Source organism: Pseudomonas sp. PSPC2-3 (genome assembly GCF_049898265.1).
GTDB classification, from domain to species: Bacteria; Pseudomonadota; Gammaproteobacteria; order Pseudomonadales; family Pseudomonadaceae; genus Aquipseudomonas; species Aquipseudomonas veronii.
Genome location: NZ_JAFCXJ010000005.1, coordinates 412,027 through 424,460 on the forward strand (window position 1 = coordinate 412,027; position 12,434 = coordinate 424,460).

13 protein-coding genes are annotated in these 12,434 nt (G+C 61.4%); 10 read left to right on the forward strand and 3 right to left on the reverse strand.

Annotated features, from left to right (window positions below; translation table 11 throughout):
* Window positions 1-13: 13 nt before the first annotated feature.
* On the reverse strand, window positions 14-364 hold the full coding sequence (locus ACP7E3_RS14365; protein ID WP_046383541.1) for a hypothetical protein: 351 nt from the start codon (window positions 362-364) through the stop codon (window positions 14-16).
* Window positions 365-578: 214 nt separating this feature from the next.
* Between ACP7E3_RS14365 and ACP7E3_RS14370 the strand changes: the two genes are divergently transcribed.
* The 5 genes from ACP7E3_RS14370 (at window position 579) to ACP7E3_RS14390 (ending at window position 4,044) form a co-directional block, all read left to right on the forward strand.
* Window positions 579-881 (forward strand): DUF1883 domain-containing protein, encoded by a 303-nt coding sequence (locus tag ACP7E3_RS14370; protein WP_017846312.1) that lies wholly within the window; start codon window positions 579-581, stop codon window positions 879-881.
* A gap of 26 nt (window positions 882-907) precedes the next feature.
* Window positions 908-1,072 (forward strand): hypothetical protein, encoded by a 165-nt coding sequence (locus ACP7E3_RS14375; RefSeq protein ID WP_017846313.1) that lies wholly within the window; start codon window positions 908-910, stop codon window positions 1,070-1,072.
* A gap of 4 nt (window positions 1,073-1,076) precedes the next feature.
* Window positions 1,077-1,742, forward strand: coding sequence for a DNA oxidative demethylase AlkB (gene alkB, locus ACP7E3_RS14380; RefSeq protein WP_046489457.1), 666 nt, complete (start codon window positions 1,077-1,079; stop codon window positions 1,740-1,742).
* A gap of 75 nt (window positions 1,743-1,817) precedes the next feature.
* The gene (gene ada / locus ACP7E3_RS14385) at window positions 1,818-2,864 is read left to right on the forward strand and encodes a bifunctional DNA-binding transcriptional regulator/O6-methylguanine-DNA methyltransferase Ada (RefSeq protein ID WP_169882020.1); all 1,047 of its coding nucleotides are present in this window, start codon (window positions 1,818-1,820) and stop codon (window positions 2,862-2,864) included.
* 118 nt (window positions 2,865-2,982) lie between these two features.
* Window positions 2,983-4,044, forward strand: a complete 1,062-nt coding sequence (locus ACP7E3_RS14390; RefSeq protein WP_046489455.1) for an NAD(P)H-dependent flavin oxidoreductase — start codon at window positions 2,983-2,985, stop codon at window positions 4,042-4,044.
* Window positions 4,045-4,050: 6 nt separating this feature from the next.
* Here ACP7E3_RS14390 and ACP7E3_RS14395 read toward each other — a convergent pair whose 3' ends face one another.
* Complete coding sequence (locus ACP7E3_RS14395; RefSeq protein WP_426123474.1) at window positions 4,051-7,791, reverse strand: hypothetical protein; 3,741 nt, start codon at window positions 7,789-7,791, stop codon at window positions 4,051-4,053.
* A 221-nt stretch (window positions 7,792-8,012) separates the two neighbouring features.
* Between ACP7E3_RS14395 and modA the strand changes: the two genes are divergently transcribed.
* From modA to ACP7E3_RS14415, 4 genes are all read left to right on the forward strand, one after another.
* A complete protein-coding gene (modA, locus tag ACP7E3_RS14400) occupies window positions 8,013-8,780 on the forward strand; it encodes a molybdate ABC transporter substrate-binding protein (protein WP_046383545.1) in 768 nt (255 codons plus the stop codon).
* Window positions 8,781-9,461, forward strand: a complete 681-nt coding sequence (gene modB, locus ACP7E3_RS14405; protein WP_017846319.1) for a molybdate ABC transporter permease subunit — start codon at window positions 8,781-8,783, stop codon at window positions 9,459-9,461.
* Window positions 9,461-10,546, forward strand: a complete 1,086-nt coding sequence (modC, locus tag ACP7E3_RS14410) for a molybdenum ABC transporter ATP-binding protein (RefSeq protein ID WP_390896565.1) — start codon at window positions 9,461-9,463, stop codon at window positions 10,544-10,546. Before modB ends, modC begins: the two co-directional genes overlap by 1 nt.
* A gap of 283 nt (window positions 10,547-10,829) precedes the next feature.
* Entirely contained in the window at window positions 10,830-11,534 is a 705-nt protein-coding gene (locus ACP7E3_RS14415) for a YoaK family protein (protein WP_017846321.1), read from the forward strand.
* Between the two features lie 143 nt (window positions 11,535-11,677).
* On the opposite strand, the gene ACP7E3_RS14420 is transcribed toward ACP7E3_RS14415, so the two are convergent.
* A complete protein-coding gene (locus tag ACP7E3_RS14420) occupies window positions 11,678-12,031 on the reverse strand; it encodes a hypothetical protein (RefSeq protein WP_017846322.1) in 354 nt (117 codons plus the stop codon).
* 109 nt (window positions 12,032-12,140) lie between these two features.
* On the opposite strand from ACP7E3_RS14420, the gene ACP7E3_RS14425 reads away from it, so the two are divergent.
* Window positions 12,141-12,398, forward strand: a complete 258-nt coding sequence (locus tag ACP7E3_RS14425; protein ID WP_046489453.1) for a hypothetical protein — start codon at window positions 12,141-12,143, stop codon at window positions 12,396-12,398.
* Window positions 12,399-12,434: the final 36 nt, after the last annotated feature.

Here is a 12,434-nt window from a genome sequence, read left to right on the forward strand (position 1 = left end):
TAAACGCGCGGCCTCAGCCGGAAATGCAGTCCTCCCCGGCCTTCTTCACATCACCCGGGCGGATCGGCACATTGGACATGCTCTCGTAGAGCTTGATGCTGCTGCCACTGGAGCGCTCGTCAATCTCGAAAATAGCCGACGGGTCAGCGGAGAATTTCTGCGGCACAATCACCTGCACGCCGTCTTTATGCGGCTCGATCTGCGGCGGCCGGCGGGTAGTCGACAATTTGCGTACCACACAGGCGGCATATTCCTGCGGTTTTTTCCCTGAAATGACCGCCAAGGTCGGGGGGGTCTGCTTGATATCTGCAACCGAAGCACACCCACCAATCGCCAAGGCCAGAACCAACACACTCCACTTCATATAAAACCTCCGATAAAGACCCTAGGACAGCGGGGATGGTAATTTTCTCCCGCCCACGTAGGATTTATCCCTGATAACTCGGTAAATAACTGTTTTAAATTGTCGAAGTCGTCGACGACGGCCCGATAATAAACGCGCTGGGGCTGATAAACTCTATCTTAACCTACGTATCGTTCTGATTTTTCAGAAAAAGCCCTTCTGGAGACACCCGCCCATGAAATTCATCCACCAGCGTGAGCACCTCAACGAGGGAGATATTGTCGTCATCGAATGCTCACAGACTTGTAATATTCGTCTGATGAGCGATGCGAATTTTCGCAGTTTCAAGAATGGCGGTCGTCACACCTACCACGGCGGCGCGTTCGACAAGTTCCCGGCGAAAATCACCGCACCGAGCACCGGTTTCTGGAACATCACCCTGGACGTTGTGACGCGCCGCGCCATCAGCGTTACCCGCAAACCTGCGCTGTCCCACAAGATCCGCATCGTTCGTCGCACCAACAGCAAATTGAGCTGACCCGAACACTCGACAGGAAAAAAGCTGTGACCACGACCAAATACGTCATCAAGTACAAACTCAACGGCGAACGCCGCTTTGAGTTTGCCCAACTGCACAGCAACAGCGTCGAAGAAGCCAAGCTAGTACTGGCGAAGATTCACGACGCCAGCGATGAAATCACTGACATCAACGTGAGCAAGGCGCTGTAAGCCCATGCCCGGCCCGACCGTCGACCTGTTCGCCGACGACGCCCTGCAACAACCCGCAGGGCGTGAGCAGATTGGCGAACAGTCCCACGTTCTGAGGGGCTATGCCCTGCCCTGGATTGAGCATCTTCTGCCAGCGTTGCGCTGCGTGCTGGCTCAGTCGCCGTTTCGGCAAATGGTCACGCCTGGTGGTTTCACCATGTCGGCCGCGCTGAGCAGTTGCGGAGAACTGGGTTGGACCACCGATCCCAGCGGCTACCGCTACACCGCGCTTGACCCGCGCAGTGGCCACCCCTGGCCAGCCATGCCCGAAACGTTGCGCCAACTGGCGGCACACGCGGCGGCCGACGCCGGGTTCAGCGATTTTGTGCCCGATGCCTGCCTGATCAACCGTTATGTGCCGGGCGCGAAGATGTCGTTGCACCAGGACAAGAACGAACGCTGCTATACCGCGCCGGTGGTTTCCGTGTCGCTGGGGCTGCCGGCGATCTTCCTGTTCGGCGGCCATGCACGCAGCGACAAGCCGCAAAAAATCTCGTTGTTCCATGGCGATGTGGTGGTGTGGGGCGGGGTCGATCGTCTGCGCTTCCACGGAGTCATGCCGGTCAAGGACGGCACGCATCCGGTCATGGGCCCGCAACGCATCAACCTGACCTTTCGCACCGCCGGCTGATTTGACCGCAAGCTTCAGAGTGCCATGCCGCCGCGACACGACTAATCTGGCCGTGACCCGTCATGAGAGCAGGCAATGAATAACGAACATGACCCGCGCTGGGCAGCGATCCTCGCCCGTGATCCTCAGGCCGACGCGCTGTTCGTCTATGGGGTAAAAACCACCGGTGTGTATTGCCGTCCCAGCAGTGCCTCGCGCTTGCCGCGCCCGGAAAACGTCGAATTCTTTGAGACACCTCAACAGGCCGAAGCCGCAGGCTATCGCCCAAGCAAACGCGCGACCGGTGACCAGACGCAACGCGCGGCACGCCACGCCGAACTGGTGGCCAACGCTTGTCGGCAGATCGAACACGCCGAAACCCCGCCCAGCCTCGACCAACTGGCACAGCAAGCCGGGCTGAGTCCGTTCCATTTCCACCGCGTGTTCAAGTCAGTCACCGGCCTCACCCCCAAGGGCTATGCCAGCGCCCAGCGCTCACGCAAAGTGCGCAAGGGGCTCAAAGGTCGCAACACCGTCACCGACGCGCTGTATGACGCCGGCTTCAATTCCAACAGCCGCTTCTATGAGTCGGCGGACCAACTGCTTGGCATGAAGCCAAGCGATTACAAAGCCGGCGGCACGAATACTCACATCCATTTTGCCGTCGGCCAATGTTCCCTCGGCGCGATTCTGGTGGCGCAAAGTCATCGCGGCGTGTGCGCGATTCTGCTGGGCGACGAGCCGGACACGCTGGTGCGCGACCTGCAGGACCAATTCCCCAACGCCGAACTGCTGGGCGCCGACCCGGCCTTCGAACAGTTGGTCGCCCAGGTGGTGGGGTTTATAGAAGCCCCGGCCCTGGGCCTGGACTTACCCTTGGACCTGCGCGGCACGGCCTTTCAGGAACGGGTATGGCAGGCCTTGCGCGACATCCCGGTGGGCAGCACCGCCAGCTACGCGCAGATCGCCGAGCGGATTGGCGCGCCCACCGCCTTTCGCGCTGTGGCCCAGGCCTGTGGCGCCAATCGCCTCGCAGTGGCGATTCCCTGCCACCGCGTGGTGCGCAGTAATGGCGAGTTGTCGGGCTACCGATGGGGTGTGGAGCGCAAGCGCCAGTTGCTGGAACGCGAGCGCGACCGCTAAAACAGCCCGCGCCACTACACGAAACCCAGGCTGCGTCCAGTGAATAAAACAGACTGGCCGGATGCCAAGGGCCCTGCTAAAACAGCGAAAACTCTTACCAACGCTGGAGACGCATCCCATGAGCACCTGGCCAGACACGCGCATTCTCGATCTGCTGGGCATCGAGGTACCGATTATCCAGGCGCCCATGGCCGGTGCAACCACCGCGCAAATGGTCATCGCCGCCAACGAGGCCGGCGCGCTCGGTTCGATGCCGGCGGCGGCGCTGAGTATCGAGCAATTGCGCGATGCGTTGAGCACTATCCGTCAGGCCAGTACGCGGCCGATCAACGTGAACTTCTTTTGCCATCAACCGCCCGAGGCGGACGACGCCCGTGATCGGCGCTGGAAAGACTTGCTGCAACCCTACTACCGCGAACTGGGCGCCGACTTTGATGCTCCGACGCCGGTGACCAACCGTGCGCCGTTCAACGAAGCGGCTTGTGAAGTGGTGGAAGCGTTCCGTCCCGAGGTGGTCAGTTTCCATTTCGGCTTGCCGGAAAAGTCCTTGCTCGACCGTGTCAAAGCGACCGGCGCCAAGGTACTTTCATCGGCCACAACCGTCGAAGAAGCGATTTGGCTGGAACAGCATGGCTGCGACGCGATCATCGCCATGGGCCTTGAAGCCGGCGGCCACCGCGGTATGTTTCTCAGCGACGACCTCAACAGCCAGATCGGCTTGATGGCGCTGGTGCCGCAGATCGTCGACGCCGTGAGCGTGCCAGTGATCGCCGCCGGCGGTATCGCTGACGCGCGCGGCATCGCGGCCGCCTTTGCCTTGGGTGCTTCGGCGGTGCAGATCGGTACCGCCTACCTGTTGACCCCCGAAGCCACAGTCAGCCCCTCGCACCACCACGCATTGCGTCACGCCCAGGCCAGCGAAACCGCGCTGACCAACCTGTTCACCGGCCGACCGGCGCGCGGCATCGTCAACCGGGTGATGCGAGAACTCGGCGCGATCAACCCGCTGGCCCCGGCCTTCCCCAGGGCCGGCGGTGCGTTGCTGCCACTCAAGGCCAAGGATGAAGCCGGCTTCAGCAACCTGTGGGCGGGCCAGGCGGTGGGCCTGCGGCATCCGTTCGCAACCCGCGAGCTGACCACCTGGCTGGCAGAACAAGCCTTGAGCCGGCTGTCTCGGTAACGCACGTCAGATCAGTATCGGCTCTGCGGGTGGAAGGCCGCTGAGCCGACGTTCATGCAGCGGCGTCAACACAGTAAACCGCTGTTGGCGCAACGCACAGATGCCATATACGACTCGGGCAAAGTGTTCGTTGCTGTCGTCGTAGGGCTGGCTCGCCATGATCAGCGCGAAACAGCATTCGGCCTGGCGCTCCTGGGCCATCTTGCGGATCAATCCCAACCCTATCCCCAGCAACGCCCGGCTACTGGTCATGGTCAGTCGCTCATAACCCGAGCTGCGCTGGTGATGACACTCGCGCTGCTGGCCCCGGGCTAGCTGTTCATACAGCGCGTCCAGTTCAGCGGCGGTGTATAAATCCACCGTCGCCTGCTCGCCTGACACATGAAGTTCCAGTTGTTGTTTAAATAACAGTCGCCACGCATCGTCGTCGATTCCGGCCCGCACCGCGACCCAGTCGACACAATCGACCAGCGCGTTTTGCGCGCTCGCGAGCGTGCCTGGCAAACCGGCCTGCAGGGCTTCGAGGTGGATCAATGCCTGGTTGACCAAGTCTGCCTCCTCAGCCATCACGCCCTCCATCAGTTCTCGATAGCCGCCCCGCGGTTCGTTACGCCATGCCTGAAGGAAGCCCAGCATCAAGGCCCGTAACTCACCGATCGCCTGCACGCCAATGGTGCGCCGCAATAGCCCTTCCGCCTCGTCGACCAGGCCGCTGAGGTTGCTGACTTGCGCCAGCAGTTCAGACTGCTTGAAGGTCGCCGGTTCATTGAGCGATAGCGATGCATTGATCGGCAACTGGTGAAAGACCTGGGCCCAGACACGCTCCAACTGCTCGCGAACCCCGCAGACGAAATCCAGGGGAAACGACAGCACGCTGTAATCGCCGCCATTGACGAAGGGGCTCCAACTGATGCCCAGCGCAAACGCCCCGTCAACCTCCAGGCTTGCGTTGGCAAAATCCGGATAAAACTTGTAAATCACCAACGCGCCCTCCAAGGCCGGCAACCCGCGCACGCAGTCCTCCCAGCCTTTCAACGTACCGAAATAGCCGCGACCGTTCATTGAGGCATCGAGGTCGCCCAGGCTGAAATCGACCATCGCGGTGTCCGTTGCATCCCGAATCGACAACGCAAAATGCGTTTGCGGGCGCTGATCGCCGAGTTCGGAGAAAATCAGCACGCCGACGGCCTGTGTCTCCCAGCGTTGGCTGCGTAAAAAGTCGGAACAGCTTTTCGCCTCGGCATAACCGCAGGTGGCGGTTGCCTGGAGGTAACCTTTGAGTTCGGCGCTTTTGCCCCGGTCGTCGAAGGCTTTTTCCATGCGCTGGCGCAGGTCGATCAACCAGAATGGCGTGGAGACAAAAGTCTCGGACTTACTGGTCTGTTTCAACTTTATCGGGACGTCGTAGTCTATGGGCGCATTCAGAATCGGCGCGACAGTCCGACCGCCGAGCGTCGACTGCTTGAGCAATATGCGCAACTTGGCATTGGCGCTGGGCAGGTCGGCCCCCAGGTCGACCATCGCCAATAGCACCCCCAGCTTGCACTCATGGATGTAGTGGGCGTAGTCCTCGGGCCGATCGGTATTTTGCGCCAGCGCATACGTAAGGCCGACATCACCGACATTGGCGATGAAGCGCGCCATGCCGGAAAGCAGCAGCGCGCCCAACCCACTCAGAGGCCCGACGGCCGCCGTCACCAGGCCGGACACCGCACGGGCGACACTTTTGAACATCGCCAGTTTTACCCGGCGCCGCTCTTCGTCGGACGAAAACACTGCGTAGTCGACCTGCCCCTTGATATCTGCGATGGCCGCCAATTGCAATTGCGCGTTGATGTGCTGGGTATCACGAAAGGACACCGGCTCCGGGGCGAAACGCCGGTAATGGTAGCCATAGCGTTTTTTTTGCGGAAAAAAATCCTGGGGCACCAGGTTCATTTTCTGCGGGAAAGGGGAATGTTCCGCGACAAATCGCATCAACACCTCCGAGGGTTGCCCGGCGGTGGTGCTTGGTGCCCAGACCGCCCACTTGAGCTCGGTGAAGTTGAGGGATATCAGCAACGCCTTCTGTGAGTTGAATTTGAGCACAATCGCATTGGGCACCACCGCTTCATTGAATAGCAGCAGTCGCGGTTTCAACTCGCCTTTCAAGTAGCGGAACGCACACCCTCGCAAGTCTTCGTCGGCTGCATCGACTTGCGCGAGGTAGCGTGCGACCCGCACCCTGGCGAGGGCGTCACAGGTTTCGCCGAACAGTTTCTGGTAGTCGTCGCTGGCGGCCAGCGCATCGATATCCGCCAGGAAGTCAGCCAGCAACACGTCGCGCATCCCGGTCAATGTCGCGACTTGCGACGCTGGCAAGGCTTGCCCCTGCACATGCACGGCACTGAGTTTTTCCTGGAAGTACGCACGCCGTTGCGGCTCACCTAACAGCACTTGTTCAAAGGAAAAGTACTTGTAGCGTGGCGGCACGAATGCACTCACGCCAGGAGAATATGTGGGGTGGCCTATCAGGTATTTGAACTTGAATTGGCGTTCTTTTTTGAACAATTGCTGGGTGTCTTGAGACAGACCGGACTTCTTCAGGCAGCGATCGATCAACGATTCGATATAGTCTTTGGCGATCTTGTTATTGCCCACGCTCTCCCTCAGCCCATCCCATTTTTGCCAGGCCTGGGTCGTGGTTGCCTCGGGCGTCGGGGGCGCGGTGGGGGCCTTCCAGCCGGTACGTTCGCGGGGCTGAATGCTGACCGCTATAAACAGCCGCGCGGCATCGCAGCGCACGAACCATTGATTGGGCCGCTCGCTCTGCAGCCGGATGCCGCCGTCTTCCTGCAAGACGCCGCAGTTGACCCAGGGGCAGCGGTAACTCATGTAGACGCTGAGATAGTAGTGCCAATCCGCAGCGGCGCGGCGCGAGGCCGGAACCTCGATGATGTAGCGCTCCTCATCGGCCTGATAAGGCATTGCGCTCAGGGTCACCTCGATCACTTCGTCGGCCTTCAGCGCTTGGTCGGCGAGGAGGACGGCACGGGGCGTCCAGCGCGGGAAAATGCTGAAATCGGCGTCGAGTACCGCCTCGCCGAACGGCTTGACCCACAGCGTGTTTTTGCCGGGCTCATCGGAATAACGAATGTGATCGCCGCTGCGTGCGCCAATACGCATCCCCGGCCAACCGGTGCCAATCGCCCTGGGCCATTGCCCGGCCCCCAGGGAAATCAGCGGGAGATCGAACCAGATATCCGCAAGCAGGCGCTTACTGGCCCCCCACACGGAGAACAGCACCACCTCGGTCTTGAGCAAAGGCCGTGTCGCGATCGCCAGGCCACGCTCTTCCCACTCGACACTCTGGGCCTGGCCTGACACTCGCAGGCTGTCGAGAAAGTATCGATGGGCCGTCAAGCGTTGGGCCAATGCCCCGTAAAACTTGGGAAACAGGACATTGACCTGCACGCTGTCAGTCGATTGGTTTTTTCCGACACTCGCGCGCCAGGTGAAGCGCTTGTCGAGGATTTTCCACAGGGGCATTTCCTGGCGCTCGACAATCAACGCAGGACTTCCCGGCTCGGCCCCCTCCTCCAGGATCGAAAACTCCACCGGTATCAACGATTGCGTGGTGATCAGCGCCTTGGCCTGCGGTTCCAGTGCCGAAGCGCTGAGTACGCGGTCCAGCCAGGCTTTCACGGCGGCCTCGCTGGTAAGGTTGTTCGGTGCACCGACGTTGATATAGGCATATTCCCTTTGCATGGCACTTGCTCCTTTGCCGGCTAAAGGAGCTGCACTATCAACGGGTTCCCCTGCATTGGCTGTCAGGAGGCGGGCCGTTGCCGCCGGGAAATGTCAGCGCGGGGCCGGCGGATTCCCCTTGCCATTTTTTCGCTATATACCTATACATACACCGCTTGACCGCCCCCCATGGTCCGGCAGCGCTCAATACTGGCTTTTTTCCTTCTCATACGGAGCTATCCATGACCTTCAGCCTCCCACGCTTGATTCGCCCCGGCCTGGCGGCCGTCATTGCGCTTGTCACCGCCGCTGCGGTCCACGCCGATGAAGTCCAGGTGGCCGTCGCCGCCAACTTCACCGCACCGATCCAGGCGATTGCCGCCGATTTCGAGAAGGACACCGGTCACAAGCTGATCGCCGCCTACGGTGCCACCGGGCAGTTCTATACCCAGATCAAGAACGGCGCGCCGTTCGAAGTGTTCCTCAGCGCCGACGACACCACCCCGCAAAAACTCGAAACCGAAGGCGATACCGTCAAGGGTTCGCGCTTTACCTACGCGGTCGGCACCCTGGCGCTGTGGTCGGCGAAGGAAGGTTATGTCGATGCCAAGGGCGATGTGCTCAAGCAGAACGCGTTCAAGCACCTGTCCATCGCCAACCCGAAAGCCGCGCCCTACGGGCTGGCCGCCACCCAAGTGCTGGCCAAGGAAGGCTTGACCGAGAAGCTCAAGGACAAGCTCGTCGAGGGCCAGAACATCACCCAGGCCTATCAGTTTGTCTCCACCGGCAATGCCGAGTTGGGGTTTGTGGCCTTGTCGCAGATCTACAAAGACGGCAAAGTCACCAGCGGTTCGGCGTGGATCGTCCCGGCGTCCATGCATGACCCGATCAAACAGGATGCGGTGATCCTCAACAAGGGCAAAGACAGCGCCGCAGCCAAGGCGCTGGTCGAGTACCTGAAAGGGCCGAAAGCCGCTGCCGTTATCAAGTCCTACGGTTACGAGCTCTAAATGCCGCTATCGAGTGCCGATTTTTCCGCGATCTGGTTGACCATCAAACTGGCGTCACTGACCACGGTGATCCTGCTGGTCATCGGCACTCCGATTGCCCTGTGGCTGTCGCGCACGCGCTCCTGGTGGCGCGGGCCTATCGGCGCGGTGGTCGCCCTGCCGCTGGTGCTGCCGCCCACGGTCATCGGCTTCTACCTGCTGCTGACGATGGGGCCGCACGGTTACTTCGGCCAGTTCACCCAATGGCTGGGCCTGGGCACCCTGACCTTCAGTTTCGCCGGGCTGGTGATCGGCTCGGTGATCTATTCCATGCCGTTCGTGGTGCAGCCGTTGCAAAACGCCTTCTCCGCCATCGGCACACGCCCCTTGGAAGTGGCCGCGACCTTGCGCGCCAACCCCTGGGACACGTTCTTCAGCGTGATCCTGCCCCTCGCCCGCCCGGGGTTTATCACCGCGTCGATTCTCGGCTTTGCGCATACCGTCGGCGAGTTCGGGGTGGTGCTGATGATCGGCGGCAATATCCCGGACAAGACCCGGGTCGTCTCGGTGCAGATCTACGACCACGTCGAAGCCATGGAATACGCCCAGGCGCACTGGCTGGCCGGCGCCATGGTGGTGTTCGCGTTCCTCGTGTTGCTGGCGCTCTACTCCAGCCGTAAAACCAAGATGGGCTGGAGCTGATGCCGATGATCGATGTACGCCTGCACCTCACGTATTCCGCCTTTGCCCTGAAAGTGGACCTGCAACTGCCCGGTCGCGGCGTCACCGCGCTGTATGGGCATTCCGGCTCCGGCAAGACCACCTGCCTGCGCTGCATTGCCGGGCTGGAACGTGCCAAGGACGGTTTTGTCCAGGTCAACGACGAAGTCTGGCAAGACAGCCGCAACGGGCTGTTCGTACCGCCGCATAAACGTGCGCTGGGCTATGTGTTCCAGGAAGCGAGCCTGTTCCCCCATCTGTCGGTGCGCGCCAATCTGGAATTCGGCCTCAAGCGCATCCCGCGTGCGCAACGTCGCGTCGACATGGCCCAGGCCACCGAACTGTTGGGCATCGGCCACTTGCTTGAGCGGCATCCGCAGCACTTGTCCGGCGGCGAGCGCCAGCGCATCGGTATCGCCCGCGCGCTACTGACCAGCCCGCGCCTGTTATTGATGGACGAACCGCTGGCGGCACTCGACAGCCAACGCAAAGGTGAAATCCTGCCTTACCTGGAACGCCTGCACGACGAACTGGACATTCCGGTGCTCTACGTCAGCCACGCCCAGGACGAGGTGGCGCGCCTGGCCGATCACATCGTGTTGCTGCGCGACGGCCAGGCCCTGGCCAGCGGCCCCATCGGTGAAACCCTGGCGCGGCTGGATTTGCCCTTGGCCTTGGGCGACGACGCCGGTGTGGTGATCAACGGCACGGTAAGCGCTTACGACGCGCACTATCAATTGCTGACCCTGCAACTGCCCGGCAGTGCCTTGCAGATGCGCGTCGCCCATACGCCGCTGGCCTTGGGCAAAGCCCTGCGGGTCAAGGTGCAGGCGCGGGACGTGAGCCTCAACTTACAGGCCGAAGCCCACAGCAGCATCCTCAATCGCCTGCCGGTGACGGTCACCCAGGAAATTGCGGCGGACAACAGCGCCCATGTGCTGGTGCGCCTGGATGCCGGCGGCACGCCGTTGCTGGCACGGATCACACGCTTCTCCCGCGACCAGTTGCAACTGCACCCCGGCCAGACGCTGTGGGCACAGATCAAGGCGGTGGCGGTGCTGGCGTAGCCGCGAAACCTTGTGGCCGCAGCGTCTTGCGTTGCAGTCAATCAGACAGACCGGCCTGATCTGTTTGTAACCTGCCGTCCGCCGACCTGCCCCGCGACCTGCAAGGACATTACCTACGCAACGGGAGTGTCACACCTCGAGTTTTTTACAGGCGATCGAGTCCTCTCATACTTTGGTCTGGCATGACGCTGGCTGGAGGCTGGAAGCTGCCTGAGGTCATTGCGCCAGACATCAAAGCGCCTTACGGTAGTGGCCGCATAATCTCACCGAGGAACCCGGCCCGATGCTGCCTTCGTCCCAAAAGCCCTACGCCAACGTCGTACTCGCCCGTCAACAGCAATGGCGGGGTCGTGTCGGCATGATGCTGGTGGCCAGCCTGTCTGTGCTGGCGGGCATGACCGATGCCATTGGTTTCATGGCCAGCGGCGACTTTGTCTCATTCATGAGCGGCAACACCACGCGCCTGGCGGTAGCAATCAGCGAAGGTGACCTGGGCCTGACCGGGCGCCTGCTGTTGCTGGTCGCGACCTTCGTGGTCGGCAACGCCTTGGGTATCGTGGTCAGCCGCATGAGCGGCCGTCACGCCCTGCCCCTGCTGCTGTGCATCGCGGCACTGCTCTGCGGCGGCGCGCTGTGGCCGTTCGCCGATATGCTGCCCGCCTTGCTCGCGGCGATTGTGGCGATGGGCATGCTCAATGCCGCCGTCGAAGAGGTCAACGGCTTGCCGGTGGGGCTTACCTATGTCACCGGCGCGCTGTCACGCTTTGGTCGCGGGTTGGGACGCTGGCTGCTGGGGGAGCGTCGCAACGGGTGGCGCGTGCAGTTGGTCCCCTGGACGGGGATGTTCATCGGGGCGGTGATCGGGGCGTTGCTCGAGCACCGCATGGGCTTGGGTGCGCTGCTGGTCAGCGGGGCGCTGGCTGCGGTTTTGGGTCTGGTGTCACTGAAGATCCCCCGGCGCTGGCACTTGGGTTATATGCCGCGCTGATGACCTGGGAGGCTCGCCCGACGTGACGGCCTCGACATCCATGTACTGGTAAAGAGCTATTACGTCGAGCGAGCGGGGGAATCATAGGATAATGCCCTGCGACTGTCCCGCAGGGCATTTCCCAAAAGCACTACGGCAACAGATTACAGACAAGTCGCAAGTGCGGCCAAACGGCGCTTGGCGACCATGGAGTCTTCGGCGGTGTAGTAATCGACAGAGGAACCGGCCCCTGCGCTGCGCACGTCGGCAAAGTAATCGCCGCCGGTGGTGTACACCGTGAAACCGCCCGCCCCGATCGGCTCCTTGAAGCCGCCGGCGTCGACACCAAACACCGCCTCGTCCTGCCAGCCGAACTGGATACATTGGGCAACCACCAGCGCAGCCTTGTCCGACGCCAAGGTCTTGTAGGGCGTGCCGGTGCGTGCCGCGTTCATTTTCGAGCCCGCGCAGCCGGCCAGTGCTGCCAGTACCAATGCGCCAATTACCAGTTTCCGCATGCCATCGCTCCTTGGAAAAAAACGCGACTCTACCATTAGCAGGCGACACTCACGGATTATTACGTCACCCTGTCGCCTACTTGCGAGTTCGCTTCTACCTGGAAAACCGATGACACCCAATGCCGAACGCTACAACCCATCCACCGACTATGCCGACAAGCTGATCAGCCGCATCGGCCAGACGCCCACGTGGATCGCCAAGCGCATTGGCGTGACGGACAAGCGCATTCGCTACATTCTCGACGGCGAGCGCACGGTGAAAGGCGAAAGTACGCCGATCCAGATGACCTACACCGAGCAGTTCGCGCTGGAGTGCCTGGCGGCCGAGGCCAAGGCGAAAAAGAAGCCGACGCCGCCCACCGAATGAATTTAGTTTCACTGTGACAGGAGAACGCGCCACCGA